The sequence below is a fragment of the Bradyrhizobium sp. LA2.1 genome (assembly GCF_040547725.1).
Lineage (GTDB): Bacteria > Pseudomonadota > Alphaproteobacteria > Rhizobiales > Xanthobacteraceae > Bradyrhizobium > Bradyrhizobium barranii.
Genome location: NZ_JBEPQI010000048.1, coordinates 1 through 17826, shown reverse-complemented (window position 1 = coordinate 17826; position 17826 = coordinate 1). Strand labels below are relative to the sequence as shown.

Sequence of the window (17826 nt, the reverse complement as noted above, 5' to 3'; positions counted from 1 at the left end):
GCAAGACATCCAACTCAGGCCGTAGCCGTTAGGCAGAACAACCAAGCTAATGACCTACCTTCACCTCAGTCCCGAATACTTGCGGCACACCGGCCGCGAGCACCTTGGTGCCGACCGGCGGCCCGTCGCTCAGGTACACGTTTTCGCCCTTTATGGTGTCGATCTCGATCGGTCCGCGGACGAAGGTCAGCGGCTCGGCGCTGATGTAGATCCACGCTTTTCCCGAGAGATCGTAAAGAACGGATGCATAGGGGACGATGAGCCGCCCCGACGGATCGGCCCGCACCTCGTCGATCAGAATACCGAGCCTTTCCGCCGCCTTCGGCGTGAGCGTAATCTTCTTGATGTTTGCATCAAGTGTAGGCTCGACGCGCGCCGGCGTGCTTTTCCCTATCGTTTCCGCAGATAGCACCAAGACACAAACCATTCCGAGGCACACGGCAGACGTCGCGGCCACCAACACGTTAAAGCGGGCCATGAGGCGTTCCTTCCTCTTGATCGCAATCGAAGCAAAGCTCGCGGTGCTCACGACCCGGTCTCCATCTCGAGATCGAGGCGGTCGTCGGTCCAGCCGGCGGCAAACCGCACATAGAGCGCCGGAAGCAGCAGCAATGTTCCGAGCGTCGCGGTGATGATGCCGCCCAAAACAACGACCGCAAGCGGGTGGGCGATTTCAAGTCCCGCAACATCGCCCATGACTGCGAACGGAAGCACTAGAGCAAGCGTCGCGATCGACGATGCCATGATGCTGGGGAATTGCTCCCGAACACCGCGGCGCACCAGCGCTTCACCGAACGGTATGTCCTCGTTCAACTGCAGATGCTGAAAATGCGCGACCAGACCGACGCCCTGTCGCACCGTCAAAGCAAGCACCGCCACCAGACCCAACAGCGAGCCGAGTGAGAAGGTACCCTCCTCGGTGATCGGAATCGCCGCCAGGCCGCCCAGCACGGCGATCGGGACGCCGAGCAGCGACAGTGCGGTGAGTTTCCAACTTCGGAGCACCGCCTGCATGAGCAGGAACATCAGGATCGCCGCAGCCACCACGTAGCCGTATATCGACCGCAGGCTGGCACGTTGTTCCTTGTATTCTCCCAACACCTCGGCCCGATGCTCGAACGGGAATGCGACCTGCTTGACCGTCCTCGCAACGTCATCTGCCACATCGCCAAGAGCCCGCTCGTCCACTTTCGCCAGGACGTCGATACGGCGTGACGCCCCCTGGCGGCGGATAATGCTGGTGGCCGGCACGACGCGGACGTCAGCGACCTGAGCGAGGCGAGCCTGAGACCCGTTCTCGCTGGTCATCATCAGATTCCGGATGTCTTCAATGTTGTCGCGCAGCTCCGGGCGTCCCCAGACGACCACGTCGAAAACCTTCTGCTCCTCGAACAGCGCGCCGACGGTGATGCCGCCGACAAGCGCGGACGTTGCCCTGCGGACGTCACCCGGCTTCAAGCCGAAATCAGCCGCGCGATCGACATCCACCTTGACCTCGATCGCTGGCTCCTCGACCTGCAGCTCCACCCGCGCGTTTTCAATGCCCTGGATCTTGGCGATCGCCGCGCGAATCTCCTCAGCCTTGACGCGAATGACATCGAGGCTCTTGCCATATACGCGCACGGTGATGGAATCCGAATCACCGGTGAGCGCCTCACGCAGCCTGGCCGACAGGTATGTTCCGACCTGCCCACGCATTCCGGGATAGGCCGTGGCGACGGCTTCCACGGCATCGAGCGTGGCTTCATATTGCGCCTTGGGATCGATGCTAACCCACACTTGCCCGGTATTCACGTCGGTCGCACGCGCACAGTTGCAGAGCAGCGCGCGTCCAAGATTGGCGTGGGCGCTCTGCACGCCCGGGATCTGCTTGAGGTCTCGAATCAAGCCCTCAGTCGATCGCATCATCGCTTGCAGCGAGGTGCCGGGCGGTCCCTGCCACTCGATGAGAAGATCAGTCTCTTTGAAGCTCGGTACCAAGTTGCGCTCATACGAATTCAGGAGCGCAACGCAAACGATCGCGGCCGCAACACCGACGCCAATGCAGGCGATAGGCCAGCGGGCGACGGGGCCCCCTACCCGACCAAGAATTCCGGCCCATCGATCGATCGGCCCATCGCTGTTCGCATTCGGTGCAACATTGACGAGAAGAAGTGACGCCAGCGCAGGGGTCACGATCAGCGCCACCAGCATCGAGATCGACACCGCGGCGACGTAAGCCCAAGCCATCGGCGTAAAGAATGACGCCGACCGGCTTTGCATGAACAGGACGGGAAGCACCGCCAGCACGACGATCAGCGACGCATAGACCATCGGACGACGCGTTTCCTGCATCGCACGGGCGAGAACGAGGAAACTCGATTGTCCGTCGCGAGGCGCCCGTAGTCGGCGCAGTAGATTGTCTGCGTCGAGAATGCCGTCATGGACCACCACACCCGAAGCCATCAAAAGACCACCGATGACCGTCATGCTGAGCGAGATGCCGGCGGCTTGCAGCAACAGCACGGCCGAAACGAATGACAACGAGATCGCGACCAGGGCGATAACGGCTCCCCGCCAGCTACCCATCAACAGGCCAAGCGCGACTGCGACCAAAACGACCGATATAATTGCGGCCCTGCTCAGGTTACGTGTCGCTCGTTCGATGAAGCTCGCGGGATGATAGATCGTCGTATTGATCTCGATGCCGGGCAGCCCTGGCTTCAGCTCGTCCAGCGCACGCTCGACTCCGCGCGTGACGTCTGACGTGTTGAAACCGGGAAACTTCTCGATGGCCAGCATCAGGCCCGGCCCCTCGCCGATGATGGCATCACCGATCAGCGCCTGATGCCCCTCGGCGAGAAAGGCGACATCGCCGACGCGCACGGTCGTGCCACTCAATGGCACCTTGGCGAACGTACCTACCGTGGAGATCGGCAGCTGATGACGAATGCTGAGCCGCTGGTTCGGTGTTTCGATGAAGCCGCCGGTACCTGGCGTGGATGAGTTCAGGTAGGTCAGTGGCGACGACCATACCGCTTCACCGGTGGTCTTGATCACCTGCTCCAGCTTGACGCCCTTCTTCAGCAAATTCCGCCCATCGACAAGCACCTGCACCTGTCGCTCACGCTGCCCCCAGATCGAAACGTTCGCGACCCCAGGAACGCCAGCAAGACGCGGCGCAATGTTCCAGCGCGCCTGAACGGACACGTCGATCAGTGAAACTGATTTCGAGCTCAGGCCGATGTTCATGACCCGACTAGTTGAGGACACCGGTTGCAACATGACCGGTGGGCTCGAGACGTTCGGCAACGCATGCGCCTGCGTCAGCCGTTCCTGCACCATTTGGCGCGCCTTCATCAGATCAGTGCCCGGCGCGAAGATCATTTCGATCGTCGAAAGTCCCGCCATCGATTCCGACTGGATGACCTGAAGCCAGGGGACACCGTTGAGCAGGTCCGCTTCCAGCGGCACGGTAATCAGCGATTCAACCTCAGCGCTAGAAAGGCCAAGCGATTCCGTCTTCACCGTGAGCGAAGGCAGCGCGAGCTCGGGGACGATGTCCAGCGGCCTGTCCCTGATGCTGACGGCCCCGAAAACGAACAGGCCCGCAGCGACAGCAACAACGAGGGTGCGTAAGCGAACGCTAGAGGAAATGAGCCACAACATTCTTGCCCCCTCTTCTAACCTCTGGCTGCAATCAAACTCCGGTTGCAAAAAACTGTCGCACTGCTGGACATTTCTGACCGCTTTTTCCCTCGCAAGAAACGCGGTCGTAATTTTCACGAGTTCCGACGCCATAGACGGCAGCAGCTTGTTTGCTGCTGCTCGAAAGGTTCTGGCGAACGCTGAAGGCCCCTATACTACCGCTTTTACCCGACCATCCCGGGTGAGACATTTTGACACGTGTACCTTTGGGGGATGCCACCCTCTGGGGGATGCCATCAATTAGGTCAGGGATGCCACCCAATTGGGTGATGCACCATTATCCAATTGGATGTCATTCTCGAAGGACCGAACGACCTCACGTTGCACGCTCGCCCTGGCGAGACGGGTTTCGCTTGATCCATTCGGTCGCGATCGAGCAACTCGTCATCAGGATGATTGCTGTCCCAGTGCTGTCGAGCGGCTTCCGTTAACGCCTTCTTCTCTTATCTGCTGTCGACTTGACGAATGAAACGCTTGCTGCGAGAGTTTCGCCATTTGCGAAATCGCCTGCAAGTTGTTTGACCACAAATCGTTGAGTGGATTGCAGCCTGTGATAGTAGCGGGGCCGCACATGAACTCAGGTCAGCGAGATGAGTTCGTCGTCGGATCTGGACGGCGACGACGTGTGAGAAAAATCCAGGCGCCAGAGCCAACGCTCGGCCGTTGGCGACCCTACGTCATGTACCAGTTGATTGTTAGCGGTGCGCCGGTATTTTTCAGCCTCGCCCTGCTTGTCCCTTCTCATGCTGCCGCTGCGGAGAACGATGAGATCGCAGTTCTCCGACGCATGCTTGGGGAATTGAAGGCGGAGAACCGAAAGCTTTCCGAGCGTCTTAGTGCACTGGAGGGAGGGACATCAGTACAACGCGCCGCGCCGCATCGGCGCGCGACACCGGTGGCAACCGCGGCGACACCTGCTGCAACTGTGGTAAAATCGGTGCTTCCGGCCGAAGCATCGGCCGGCGCGCTGCCTGCTCCGGATTTGTCCGAAGCCGGACCAAAAAGGGCGCTCGCAGAGCGCGTGACAGATCTGGAGATCGCTTGGGCGGCACAGGAAAACGCAACACGACAGATTATCGGCGACACGCTCAAGAAGACAGGCCCGCAGATCAACAGCTTCCTTTCCCTTAGCGGTGTCGTCGAAGGGATAGCCTCGCGCACCAACGACTTCAACGGCCCCACCAGGGAAAACCTGGCTCTGGGCACGGCCGAACTCGACTTCGATGTCAAGCTGAGCGACTGGCTGACCGGCGCTGTCGTTCTCCATTTCGACAACGGCAGCGGTGCGATATTTCCGACCGGGAACAGCCCCGTTTTCACTGGCGTCCCCGGCACCGGGGTGGATCGCTTCACGCTCGATCGGACTCACATTCTTGTCGGCGATCTCATGCAATTTCCGATCGCGGCCCGCTTTGGGGTGGAGACTTTGCATTTCGGTACGTCCACCGGCGTGGCACGCCTGGATACGCTTTCGATCGGCACTCCGCTGACGACCGAAGTGTTCGAAAACCGCCAGACCGCAGGAGGATTGGAATTCGCTTGGCCAACCCCGCCGCTGCGGCCGCTGCCGGCGCCTGTCGTCGTGCCCAAGGTTAGTCCGTTGGTCGTCGCACCGGCGGTGCAACAAATCGCGCGCTGGCTGGGCTACGCCCCGCCGCCGCAGAGGCCGTTCCAGCCGCTGCCAGTACGACCTCCGCTGGAGCCTGCACCATTCTACGGCTCAGTCGTGGCATACAGGGGCAGCGACAGCATCCTGCCCAACCGTACCAAGATCGACGATTACAACACCAGTCTCGGTTTCCGAACCAACGGTCATTGCGGCCTGCCCTATGAGCAGTTGACGTCGTCGTTCGCCTGTCCGTGGACCGTTGACTTCCACGTGGATTACGACACCTCCGTGTTCGAAAGCAGATTTCTGCATTCTGCCTACCTGCCATTCCTGAGTCAGATTGGACGCGTTCCGGGAGTGGCCGCGAGCGTGAAATCCAGTTTCGGCCCATTCGCCGTGGTGGGCGAAGTCAATGCCGCGTTGAGAAGCGCCACGTTCCTCGATGGGACCGGCATTCCGAAACACATGATACCGATGACTTGGCAGTTCTCGCTTGCGTACCAGTTCGACTGGAATCCCTGGGTCACCGAGATCGGCGCCCAGGGCGATTTCATCTCGATTGGATATTCCGGCAGCAAGGACATGGCGGGCGTAACGCTTTTTCAAGCCGGCGTACCCACTCGGATCGGCTTCGTCCCGCAAAACCGGCTTTTCCTCACCGCAGGCGAATGGGTGATGGACGGGCTGAAAGTCGCCGTCGAATATTCAGCCAACTGGGACTATTCAACGAACGTCGGCGGCACCGGTAAGCTTGCGCATGGTGCCTTCGGACTGCTCCAGCTCAATTTCTGATTTCGACGCCTCAAACGCTTCAAGGACGCGTGTCCGAGAATAGAGCCGCGAACACGCACTTGAGCTTGGATCCGCTGATTGGAGTCAGCGGGAGCTCCGTCCAGTTGTTTGCACAAGCCGAGGTCGCGAAGCCCTACTAAAGCATGATCCGGAAAAGCGCGCAGCGGTTTTCCGAAAAAATCATGCTCAAACAACAACCTAAAGCGCGATGACGATTCATCCCAATCTCATCGCGTCTCACGCGCCACATACGGTCATACGACCATCTGCATCGATCAGGCGCGCCTGCACGTTCGGACGGGCGGCGACGATATCCAGAATTCGAGGAATGGCCATCAGGCTAAACGCGGTCGAGAGGGCGTCTGCTTCGGTTGCGCTCGGCGCGACCACGCTGACCGTTCGATAGAGGGATGGACTGCATCCCGTTTTTGGGTCGAAGAGGTGCGTAAACCGACCGGCGGCGTCGAAACGGAATCCAGCACCGGCCGTTGTCGCGACGGCGCGGTCGACGAGATCGATCGTCTCGGTGAGAGCGCCAGGTCTGTCGGGATCTGCAAGGCCGACACGCCACGGCGCACCCTCTGGTCGCGGCCCGATTGCGCGTATCTCTCCCATATCGACAAGGGTCGTCGACAAGCCTGCCTTTCGCAGCTTCTCGACGACCTTGTCGGTCGCGAACCCCTGCGCAATGCCGTTGAGCGTAATCGCAGCGCCGCGATGTGCCAGAGCAATGCGATCCGGCCTCACCTGCAGTCCGCGGCAGCCGACCCTGGTGAGCACTTCAACGAGTTGCTCCCGCGGCGGACCGTTCGGATCCGGACGCTCCAATGAGAAATGGTCGGCATAGAGCCGCCACAACGGCTGAACGGTCGGATCGAATGCGCCGCCGGTCAGGTCGGCAAAGGTCAGCGAAGCCTCCAGCAGAGCTACCATATCCGGGTCCGGCGCAACGAGGATGCCCGTGCGGTTGAGCGTGCTGATCGCGGAGTCCTGACGATACAAGCTGAATTGCTGCTCCAGCCTGCGCACGTCGAGAAGACAGCTACCGACCAATCGCGTAGCCTCGGCACGGTCCGGATGATATATCTCCATCGAGACCTGCGCCCCCAGCGCCGCGCCGTGCCAACGAACAGCCTCTCCCGCCCCGGCGCTGCGGGCGCCGCTCACGAAAGCCGAACCGAGTGCCGCCGCCGTGATTGCAATCATCCGCCGCCGCGTGAGATTGGGATTCTGCATCACCGAGGTCCTCAGTTGAGTCTGACGTCGCCACGATCATGTTCGACAGATCCGCCTGCCGTATCACTACCCAGCACGTAAGGGCCGGGTATTTCCGCAAGCGTCACCACTCGCCCGCCATTATCGGCCACGAATCTATCGGCTGCCGCGCGGTTGCCGAACGGCACCGCCTCCGCCGCCCCCATGCCGCCCTGCTTGCGGCTCTCGATCACGAAAAACGCTTTCCGCGCGTCGATCCAGTTCGTTGCGCCAGGGTCTTCCCAACTCGTCGCGCGCGCCATGTCCGAGACGTAGATCGCCCGGATGTCACGCGGCTGGTCCGGCATCAACGTGAACGCCACGGTATCCCGGACGGAGGTGAACCAGAACGGATCAATGCGGCCCGCCGTGATGATCTGCCCCTTAGGTCCGGGATGCTCCGTCAGGTTCATGCCGCAAAAGACGCCCATCGCATCGCGGGTCAGCGCAAATGGCGGCGGGATGTTGGTGTTGCCCGTGTCCGGATTGCAGCCAGCGAGAAGCAACGCCGCGATGATGATGGCACCGACCGATCTTGGGGTCATAGTTCCCTCCGCGCGAAGAAGGTTGTCGCAAGCCCGAGCGGCGCCACGATCCAGACCAGCAGCCCCAGCAAGAGCGCAGCAAAGCCGGTGGTCGCCGTTCCCGACAGCCCGGCCATGCCGGAAAACTGGCTCACATTGAACCCGGTGAGATTCGCCAGACGGTAAAGATCGGTGGGATTGAGAAACAGAAGCCATTCGAGGACCGTTGCCGAGACGATCTGTCCCTGGTCGACCACCAGGATACCGAGCAACGCCATATCGAACACCAATACCATCAAAAGCCAGATTCCGACCGACAGGCCTGCCGCGGTGCCCCGGTCGCGAACCAGACTGCTGATCAGGTATCCTATCGCCACGAATACCGCTCCAAGCATGATCGACGTTCCAAGCATCGAAGCAAAGGCGTACCAGCTCGCCGCCAGTACGGAGGCGCCGGTGATCGCGAGCGCACCGGCCGCCGCGCCGTAACCGAGGATCGTTGCGAAGGCGAGGATCAGGACATGACCGCAGAATTTGCCGAGGATGACCTGGCCGCGACCAACCGGGTAGCTCAACAGCAGGATCATCGTGCCCCGCTCCATTTCACCGACCACCGCATCGTGCGAGATCAGAAGCGCAATCAGCGGCAACAGAAAGATCGTCAGACTGGACAGGCTGACAACCACCACGTCGAGGGCACCGGCGCCCACATTGCCCGTCGGAGCGCTGCCGAGGAATGTCAGCGACAAGGCAAGAGAGGCCAGCAGCAGCGTGGTCGCCAATACCCAGCGGTTCCGCAGGCCTTCCTGGATCTCCTTGAAGGCGATGATAACAACTGTCCTCACGCGGCCTTCTCCTGCGTGTTGAGAAAGTGTGCGTAGAGATCGTCGAGGGTCGGTGCCGCAATTTCGATATTCTTGACACGGGGATCGTTCGCAACCGCACGCAACAGATCCATTTTCCCCTTTTCGTCAGCCACCAGAATGGTTCTGCGGCCCGCAGCTGAAATGGATTCGTCGGCAATCGGGGCGGCCATTGCGTCATCGGCGCCGGCCGCCAGATCGAGCGAGACCCGGATCGGCAACTGCGAGAGCGAGCGCAACTCCGCCAACGTGCCCTTTGCGACCAGCCGGCCCCGGTTCATGATCAGGACATGCTCCGCGCGATCTTCGAGTTCGTTGAGCGCGTGGGACGAAATCAGGACGGTGGCGCCACCGTCCCGCAACTCATTCAGAATCTCGTAAAACGTTTGCCGCAGTGCCGGATCGAGCCCCGTGGTCGGCTCATCCAGCAGCAGCACACGTGGTTGCCCCAGCAGCGCCTGGGCCAGCCCCAATCGCTGCCGCATGCCCTTGGAATAGGTCCCGACGCGGCGATCGGCGGCATCACTCAATCCAACGCGGTCGAGCAGCGCCCATGCCGAGGCCGGCTTGATCCGCTTCAGACGCGCATAGAACGCCAGCGTTTCGCGCCCCGTGAGGGCCGCGTTGAACGCGACGTTTTCAGGAAGATAGCCAAGCAGCCGGCGTGCCGAGAACTCGCCCGCCGCCGGATCCTGCCCCATCACGCGAATTTCGCCGCGGTCGGCACGGATCAACCCTAGCATCAACTTGATGAGCGTGGTCTTGCCGGCGCCATTGTGGCCGACCAACGCGCTCAGCCGCCCGGGGTCGAGAGAGAACGAGACATCGCGTAGCGCGCGCACCTTGCGATAGCTCTTGTCGACACCGGTCACGGACACGGTAGCGGTCATCTGTGGCTCCACTCGAACGAGGGCTTCGGCGGCGGCGCCACCAGCGGATGGCTGTCGACGACGCCGCCGGGATAGAGAGCCGGAAACTGCGCCTGCGCCCAGCGCAAGACCTGCACCGCCGGACTATTGATCAAGACCTTGGCGGAAGGCGCCGTCCACAGCACGCGATCGACCAGATCGTTAGGCCGATAAGCGGTGTCGGCAATGCCGTCACCGTTCAGGTCGAACGCCGGATTGTCGCTCCAGTAATTGCCGCGGCCGCCCTTCGACCAATCGAGATCGCGCGTGCCGACGTATTTCACCTGGTTGCGGTTGCCGACGAAGGCATTGCCGGAAATCTCGTTGCCTTCCGAGCCAGCGGTGAAGTGAACGCCGATGCCGCAACGTTCGAACCAGTTATTGCGGAACTTGTTGTGGTTGGTGTTGTAGATGAACACGCACTTTTCCGGCCCGCTGCGTACGTCCCGCGCGGGCCTTATGTCGGGCACCATCTCCTTCTCGTCGTCCGGACCGTTGCGGCTGACCGCAACATTGTCCAGCGACCCGCCAACGACCCGGTTGCCGTCGATCTCCGCGTAGTTGGCGTAATTGAACAGTATCCCGTAGTCCCGGTCGCGATCCGAGATGTTGTTGCGGATCACCAGTCGGTTCGAATACATGATGGCATAGCCGACAGTGTTGCGCACGGAAACGTTGCCGCTGACTTCGCTGTCGTTGGTGTACATGTAGTGTACCGCGAAGCGCACCTGTTCGAAACGGTTGTTGATGAAGCGGTCCTTGCGGCTGGTGATCGTGAAGATGCCGTCCCGGCCATAGCGGAAAGTATTTTCCGCGATGGTGACGTCGGGCGCGTTCCAGAGTGACACGCCATTCCCGCTCTCGCTGCGGCGGCCCTCGCGCAATCCTTCGATGACGTTGCGTTCAACACGGGAGCCCGCCGCGCCGTGAACGTAGATGCCGAACAGGTTTCCTTCCAGGCGGTTACTTTCGATCACCGCACGCTCCGCGGTCTTCTCGAGAAAGATCCCTGAATTCATCGCCTGGAGATCGCGGCCGGATTCCCTGATTGTGATGCCGCGGATGGTGACCTCCGGTGCGGTTACAGTAATGACATTGCCGGCCCCACCGCCACTGAGCACAGCACCGTGTGATCCGATCAAAACGAGGCGACGGTCAATCCTGATCCCACCCTTGTAAACGCCGGGCGCCAGCTTGACGACGTCGCCTTCCTGCGCGCGGTCCAGCACCGCTTGAAGCGGCTGGTCCGCGACAGCTTCCAGCTCCGCCGCGGTGGCGGAGCCAAAGACCCCGGCGGCGACGATCGCCGCCGGAACGAGACGTTGCACGAGTCGCACGTTATGTCCTCGTTTCAGACCATTTTTGGCTCGACGAACATGCGGCCCTTCATCTCCATATGCATGGCATGGCAGAACCATGAGCAGTAGTACCAGTAGACGCCGGGCTTATCCGCCGCGAACGACACCGAGGCCGTCGCCATCGGCGCAACCTCCATCTGGACGCCATAGTTCACGATGCAGAAGCCGTGTGTCAGGTCCTCCACGGCGTCGATGTTGGTGACATAGACGGTCACCTGGTCGCCCTGCTTGACCTGGAATGTCTCGAGGCCGAACGCCGGCGCGGTCGAGGTCATATAGACACGGACCTTGTTGCCGTCGCGGATGACCTTGGAGTCGGCTTCGAGATTGATCCCGTCGGCCTTCGCCTGCTTCACCGCGTCCGCGAACATCGGGTCGGCCCGGTCCCAGATCGAGATCGGATTGATTTTGGATCGATGGACGATCGTTGCATCATGCGGCTCGGCGAAGCTCGGACCGTCGTGGACAAGAATCATCTTGTCGCCCGAAATGTCGATCAACTGGTCATTCTCCGGTTTCAGCGGACCGACATTGAGGAAGCGGTCCTTGGAGAACTTGTTCAGGGAGATCAGCCACTTTCCATCGGCCTCCTTGGTCTGGCCCATGGAAGAGTGGTTGTGACCGGGTTGATAGTGAACGTCGAGCTTCTGGATGATTGGATCGACCTTCTCGCCCTTGAAGGCGCGTTTTGCGAGGTCGATGTTCCATTTGCAGACCTGGCTGTCGAGGAACAGCGTCGTATAGGCGTTGCCTTTGCCGTCATAGGCGGTATGCAGCGGCCCGAGGCCAAGCTCTGGCTCGGCCACGACGACGTCGCGCGGCTTGATCTTGTCATCGAACAATTGGTCGAACAGCCGGACGTCCATCACCGTGACGGTCGGCGACAATTTTCCGGCCGCGACGATATGGATGCCGTCTGGCGCGGTGTTCATGCCGTGCGGATTGTTCGAGACCGGGACGTAACGCGTGTAGGGTGAGCCCTTGCGACCGTCGAGCACCGGCACGCCGTTCATCTCCTTGAAGTCGCCCTTCTTTACGCCCTCTTCGATCCGCTTGAGGTTGAAGATCACGACCCAGTCCTGCTCGTTGGCCGTCATCTCGGCCAGGGTGACGCCTTCTTCCGCATTGTAGCAAGTCGAGAACGCGTATTTGCCCTGGTAGTCGGCATCGACGTTGTCGAGATTGCCGTCGACAATCACCTGCCACGCGACCTTCATGGTATCGCTGTCCAGCGCCGTGAAGATCGCATGGTATTCCTTCGGCTTGTCGAGCACCTTGCCATCGTTCGGGAGCGGCACACCATCCTCGCCATTGCAGAACACGTATCCGGTGCGGGGATATTTTTGCAGCCGGAGACCGTGGACGGTATGCTGGTTGGGCAGCTCGATGATCTTGTCGCACTTCATGACATCGAGGCGCACGCGCGCGACCCGGGTATTGGCCTTGTCGTTCATGAACGCATATCGGCCGTCATAGGTGCCGTCGGTGAACGTGATGTGCGGATGATGCAGGTCGCCGTTCATGAACGTGCCGCCGCGGTTCTTGAGCAATTCGCGCGTGGCCGGCTGCATCCCTTCGGTCAGCACCTTCAGGCTTTCGTTGGTCTGTCCCCATCCCGTGGCGCTGCAGCGGTTGAACACGGGAACGCGCATCAGTTCGCGCATCGAGGGCAGGCCGACGATGCGCATTTCGCCGGATTGCCCGCTGGAGAAGAACACGTAATATTCGTCGAGTTCGCCTGGCGCCACCTCGGTCTTCTGCACCGCCGGGCGCGCGGCCGGCGCCTTTGGTGCCGTCTTGGTCTGCGCATCCGCAGCCGTAACGAAGCCGCGCCCGTCGCTCGACAGGCCGGCCCGCCCGCAAGGCCTACACCGGCCGCCGCAGCCGTGGTCCCTAATAAGGTGCGCCGGCTGACGGATTTTCCATTTTCGTTCTCACTCATGTTGGCCTCCTGGGCTTCAAGTTGGTGGTGGGGTGATGGCTTCCGCGCGCGGCAGCCCAACTGGCTTGCCAGCTGCGGTGATGATCGTGCTCGGCCCCCTGCCGCTGCTGCGCATCGACGCAGACGAGAGCGCTTCGCGCTTTTCGCGCTTCAGCCGCACCTGGATCATGTGCGGGCAGCGGTGGTCGTCGAAGTAGAGTTCCTGGCAGTGCATGCAATAAATGCATTCGTTGACGTTGATGTGCCCTTCGGGATGGATCGCCTGCACGGGGCATTCGTTGGCGCAGCGCTGACAGGGCGAGCCGCATTCAGGCCAGCGGCGCAGCCATTCGAACATGCGGATGCGGCCCGGAATCGCGAGCGCCGCGCCAAGCGGGCACACGTAGCGGCAGAAAAAGCGCTCGACGAACAATCCCGCCGACAGAAGCGTCAGCGCGTAGATGACGAACGGCCATTCGCGCGCGAACTTCAGGACGATCGCTGTCTTGAAGGGCTCGACTTCCGCAAGTTGCTCGGCGAACGCGGTCGAGTACAACGACATCCCGAACAGGCCGAGGAAAATGATATATTTGAGCGGCCAGAGCCGCTCATGAAGCCCCCATGGCAATCGATATTGCGGAATCTTCACCGCCTGCGCGACGTTGTTGAGTAGCTCCTGCAACGCGCCGAACGGACAGAGCCAGCCACAGAACGGGCCGCGTCCCCAGAACAAAAGCCCGGCGGCGATCGAGCACCACAGCAGGAAGATCAGCGGCGCGGAGAGGAAGTATTCCCAGCTGAAGCCAGTCAATAATGAACTGGCGAACGTCAGGACGTTGACGACCGAAAGCTGGGCATTCGCATACCAGCCAAGCCACACCAGGATGAACAGCAAATAGCAGCGGCGCACCCAAGCGTAGACTCTCGGGCGGCGCACCAGTTGATTCTGAAAAAAGAAGATCAGCGTGAGCGCGCCCAGCGCGAGGGCCGTCGTGCCGATCTTGACGATGTTGCCCCGCCAGATCTTCATCCACAGCGGCTCGTCTTCGGCTGCAGGCGGTGTCGCAGTGCCGTGCCGTTCTGCTGCCAATACGGGCGCTCCGTCTGGCGTCTTTGCCGGTGCGGCGGCCGACTGTTGCGCCGCTGGCTTGACCGGCTCGCGCTTCACGTAGACGTCAGGCAGCGTATATCCCAGTTCGAAGGTGACCCATGCCTTTTCGCGTGCGCCCACGACGCGCTGCACGAGCAGTTGCAGCGTCCACGGCTCAGTCGGATCGAAATTGAACTCGGCTGGCACGACGAAGAGCGCGATTTCGGGAAAGTCCGGTGCGCCCTGGGCTTCGAGGCTCCCCAGCCGGGTGTGGTCGCGATCGCGGAATCGGATGCTGTTGGTGTCCTGGATCAACTCGATCCGGTCGAAGATCCCGCCGCGCACGTAAGCGGCTCCCTTAAAGGAGTAGCGGCCCGCCCCCGCAACCACGAGAGCCTGCTGGCCGGGCTTGAGCCTCGCTGTCAGGCGATCGTACCCGTCGCTGCCGAGCAGGCTGCGGCCGATGGTCGGCACCGCGACGTCGGCGACATACAGGTCGATGAAGGTGTCGCCGGGTTCCCCCTCTTCCGGACGGGCAGCTGCGGCCGCGTTGCCTGCTTTCTCGAATGCCTGATTGACATCGGCAAGTGAGAGGGTCAGCCGGCGAACGGAGCCGTCGCCGACCAGGCTTTGCCAATCGCGGATCGCGCTCTTGCCGGGATCAATCGCTTTAGCGGCTTGAGGCGCGACTCCGGCGCGCGCATTGGCCGGAGCACCGAGACGACCGCTCTTGATGAGCTTGGTCGCGGACCGGACGATGCTGTCCCCCATCACGAGGACGGTTACCGTCGCGCCGCTGACGATATCGACCTGCGGCGCAGGCACCGCTCCGCGCACGACGGGGTCCATGTCGGTGCCGATCAACTTGTTGACGGCCTCCAGGATCCGCTTTTCCGGAATACCCACCAGAACGATGGGCTCCTTGTGTTCGACCAGCTTCAGCCCGGTAAGCACGCCCTTCGGGTTGATTCCGACCAGAAGCTGAATCGGCTTGCCGGAGTAGCCAGTTGCGTTGACGAAGTCCGAATTCAGATAGATGAACCCGAGAAGCTGGTCGTCTTTATATGCTGGTGCGATCGCCGGATCGCCTTGCGTCGCTCCGAGTCTGTTTGCACCTGGAACCAGTTCGCCCGGCTGCGCCTTCGACAGATAGTCGCTCAATCTGCCCGCCGCATGGGCCGGACAGCCGGAGCCGATCCAGCCGAAAATGGCCAGAGCAAACCCCAAGAACAGACGGATGCCGAAGAATTTTCGCAAGGGCGCCGCTTCCAGTTGGCAGAACGCCGTTGTTCTGAACCCCGCTCCTTGTAACAGCGCGACTGGGCTCGGTTTTGCGCTATCTCAAACTGGCGCGATCCAGATCAGGCCAAGCTCCCCGACCTGATTGGAACCAACGATGCGCAGCGAACCCCTGTTGGCAACAGAGCCGCCCGCTCCCGTCCGGGACATCGGCGAGCTCTATGCGATTGCATTTACTCAGACCGAAACGGCTGCGCAGCGTTATGGCAAGCTCGCCGCGGCCGGCGACGAGGCCTTCGAGCCTGTCCGTTGCGTGTTCGAAGCGTTGTGTCTGCGCGAAAACGAACGCGCTGAAGCAATCAAAGAAGCCTGCATCGCGGCCATTGGGCGCGCGCCGACTCAGGCCGATCTTAGGTGGATGCCGATAGATCTGGTTCCCGCGGAAGAGCTTTCTGATCTCAAGAACTCCCTCCTCTCGACCGCCTATAGCGCTTGGGCTCTCGCCGTCCGTCACCGCGAACGTGCTTTCATATTCTGGACTTATGTTGCAGCACGCGCTGAAACCGGAATCGTACGTGCGACCGCCGAGAGTATGGCTCGCGAGGCGCTGCGCGATGGCAATCTGCTTCGCCGCGAACGCCGATTGGCATGGCGGGCTGAGCGAAGAGAGGCCCTCGCGGGAGACGCGCCGGCAGCAACCGAGCTGTCCTCGGCAGCGCTGTTTGAGAGCCTTCTTCTCAAGGACATCTTTCGATGGTCGCAGGAAGCGCCTGCCCCGCAACGTAGGCGCCTCCTGTCCCTGATCGGGGACGGCTCACAAGCTCCGCCCCCCGAAGCAGACGCGTTACCACACACTGAGGCGATCGAGGAAATCAAGCGTCGTGCGCTACGCTACGCGGAACACTTGTCCTCGATTTATCTGGATGAAGCCGACAAGGCCGTCGACCAGTCCCGATTGGAGCTAGCCCAGCAGCTGGCGGCCCGCTCCATCGCTCGATTGGCAGACCTTCGGAGCATTGCATCCCTACCCAGATGACAGCGAACGTCTCCGACGTTTGCGCTGCGACAAGGACATGATCGCGATCTTTGCCGATGTTGAATCTATGAAACAACAGCAGATCCTGGATCGCCCGTCCGAAGAAACGACGATTGATGTCCGTGCGGTCCCCCGGCCGGCGCGCCATCCGTTGATCTTCGACACGTTTGATCGGTTGGGCTTGGGAGAGTTCTTCCATGTCGTGAGTGACCACGACCCGCGTCCGTTACACTACCTGTTCGATGTCAAGTACCGCGGCGCCTTTACGTGGGACTATGTCGAGAAAGGCCCGGATGTCTGGCGTGTCTGCGTCGGCCGTACCGCCCAAGCTGAATGAGCCACTACATCTCGGATGGACACGAACCCGAGCGCGCGGACCCGGTCGCGTAGCACGTTTGACGCGGCGGATCGCGTCGTCACAAGGACACAAGTCCGTCCAAGTATCGTCGTCTCGACCGTCTTCGTGGATCTCGACCTTGGGCGCGATCTAAGCAGGCTCCTCCTCGCATATTTGCTGCACCGGGCGTCCGTGCTCCAGCGATGTGTAGACTGCACGAAAGTGCGAAATGCGTGCCCGATGAGGGGAACCGAGCGCTCCATTTGCGGCGGGTCATATTTTCGGAGTTTGCGCTGGAACAAAGATCGCGGCGGTGGCGGACGATATGTCGTCGGCGCTACTGGAGCTGGAGGAGGTTACCGTGCGAAATTTGCGAAGGCTTCGTTGGCGAGGACGCAAGGCGGCGAAGGTCGAACGGAGACTTTTTGAGGCCGTCTTCGTGGGATTATTGAAAGAGATGGATGCCGAGGCCGAGCAAACAACACATTCGCTTCAGCCTCGTTGGCGGGCTCTGGCCGATCAGATCTCCCTCCCCTTGCAACGTTTGACGCGGCCTTGAGTGCTTCAGGATGCAGCAGGACGAAATATTCCGCAGACATCCGGTCTTCCCTCAATGCGTCCGGCCCCGATCAGGTCGAGACAATAGGGAATGGCGGGGAAGACCGCATTCAGGCACAGCTCGATCGAAGACGGCCGGCCCGGCAGATTGACGATCAGGCAATTCCCGCGAACGCCGGCCGTCTGACGCGACAGAATTGCGGTGGGCACCTGGGTCAGGCTGCGCTGCCGCATTAGTTCGCCGAATCCTGCAAGCTCCCGCTGGATGACGGCACGGGTGGCTTCCGGAGTCAGGTCGCGCGGCGCAGGTCCCGTTCCCCCCGTCGTCAGGACGAGATCGCAGCCGTCGCGATCAGCCATTTCGGTCAGCGCATTTGCAACGCTCTCGATCCCGTCGGGCACGATCCTGAAAATCGGAGTCCAGTTCGAGGAAATGACCTTGCGCAGGAAGGCCTCAATGGCTTTTCCGCTCTGATCTTCGTATTCGCCCCGGCTGGCGCGATCGGAAACCACCAAGACGCCGATGTGCACCACATCCTGTCGGTATCCACTCTCCTCTAGTACCCGGAATCAGAGCTGAGTGATACGGCGGCCTTTGAAGGGGCGTTGACGAACCTTTTTCTTGGTCCAGACGAAGGGCTCGGCTTTGT

At 61.2% G+C, this 17826-nt stretch carries 12 protein-coding genes and 1 pseudogene; 3 read left to right on the top strand and 10 right to left on the bottom strand.

From position 1 onward, the window contains the following. Positions 1-46: 46 nt before the first annotated feature. Both ABIB95_RS45400 and ABIB95_RS45395 read right to left on the bottom strand, forming a co-directional pair. A complete protein-coding gene (locus ABIB95_RS45400) occupies positions 47-529 on the bottom strand; it encodes a hypothetical protein (protein WP_354248962.1) in 483 nt (160 codons plus the stop codon). Then, positions 526-3765 (bottom strand): efflux RND transporter permease subunit, encoded by a 3240-nt coding sequence (locus tag ABIB95_RS45395; RefSeq protein WP_354248961.1) that lies wholly within the window; start codon positions 3763-3765, stop codon positions 526-528. The genes ABIB95_RS45400 and ABIB95_RS45395 overlap by 4 nt, the downstream gene beginning before the upstream one ends. 601 nt (positions 3766-4366) lie before the next feature. Here ABIB95_RS45395 and ABIB95_RS45390 point away from each other — a divergent pair. Beyond that, entirely contained in the window at positions 4367-6088 is a 1722-nt protein-coding gene (locus tag ABIB95_RS45390; protein ID WP_354248960.1) for a hypothetical protein, read from the top strand. Positions 6089-6325: 237 nt separating this feature from the next. Here ABIB95_RS45390 and ABIB95_RS45385 read toward each other — a convergent pair whose 3' ends face one another. From ABIB95_RS45385 to ABIB95_RS45355, 7 genes and pseudogenes are all read right to left on the bottom strand, one after another. Next, positions 6326-7324: an FAD:protein FMN transferase gene (locus tag ABIB95_RS45385; RefSeq protein ID WP_354248959.1), complete on the bottom strand. Its 999-nt coding sequence runs from the start codon at positions 7322-7324 to the stop codon at positions 6326-6328. 11 nt (positions 7325-7335) lie between these two features. Further along, positions 7336-7887, bottom strand: a complete 552-nt coding sequence (locus ABIB95_RS45380) for a nitrous oxide reductase accessory protein NosL (protein WP_354248958.1) — start codon at positions 7885-7887, stop codon at positions 7336-7338. After that, complete coding sequence (locus ABIB95_RS45375; RefSeq protein WP_354248957.1) at positions 7884-8711, bottom strand: DUF2705 family protein; 828 nt, start codon at positions 8709-8711, stop codon at positions 7884-7886. The genes ABIB95_RS45380 and ABIB95_RS45375 overlap by 4 nt, the downstream gene beginning before the upstream one ends. Then, positions 8708-9619 carry an ABC transporter ATP-binding protein gene (locus ABIB95_RS45370; RefSeq protein WP_354248974.1) on the bottom strand — a complete coding sequence of 304 codons (912 nt, stop codon included), beginning with the start codon at positions 9617-9619 and terminating at the stop codon, positions 8708-8710. Before ABIB95_RS45370 ends, ABIB95_RS45375 begins: the two co-directional genes overlap by 4 nt. After that, complete coding sequence (locus ABIB95_RS45365; RefSeq protein ID WP_354248956.1) at positions 9616-10974, bottom strand: nitrous oxide reductase family maturation protein NosD; 1359 nt, start codon at positions 10972-10974, stop codon at positions 9616-9618. Before ABIB95_RS45365 ends, ABIB95_RS45370 begins: the two co-directional genes overlap by 4 nt. A 14-nt stretch (positions 10975-10988) precedes the next feature. Then, positions 10989-12937: pseudogene (nosZ, locus tag ABIB95_RS45360) on the bottom strand (TAT-dependent nitrous-oxide reductase). A 16-nt stretch (positions 12938-12953) separates the two neighbouring features. Continuing rightward, positions 12954-15245 (bottom strand): 4Fe-4S binding protein, encoded by a 2292-nt coding sequence (locus tag ABIB95_RS45355; RefSeq protein ID WP_502917952.1) that lies wholly within the window; start codon positions 15243-15245, stop codon positions 12954-12956. Positions 15246-15402: 157 nt separating this feature from the next. On the opposite strand from ABIB95_RS45355, the gene ABIB95_RS45350 reads away from it, so the two are divergent. Both ABIB95_RS45350 and ABIB95_RS45345 read left to right on the top strand, forming a co-directional pair. Then, entirely contained in the window at positions 15403-16281 is an 879-nt protein-coding gene (locus tag ABIB95_RS45350) for a ferritin family protein (protein ID WP_354248955.1), read from the top strand. Between the two features lie 37 nt (positions 16282-16318). Next, the gene (locus ABIB95_RS45345) at positions 16319-16618 is read left to right on the top strand and encodes a DUF2249 domain-containing protein (RefSeq protein WP_502917950.1); all 300 of its coding nucleotides are present in this window, start codon (positions 16319-16321) and stop codon (positions 16616-16618) included. A 564-nt stretch (positions 16619-17182) separates the two neighbouring features. Here the strand turns inward: ABIB95_RS45345 and mog are convergent. Beyond that, positions 17183-17710: a molybdopterin adenylyltransferase gene (gene mog / locus ABIB95_RS45340; protein ID WP_354248954.1), complete on the bottom strand. Its 528-nt coding sequence runs from the start codon at positions 17708-17710 to the stop codon at positions 17183-17185. Positions 17711-17826: the final 116 nt, after the last annotated feature.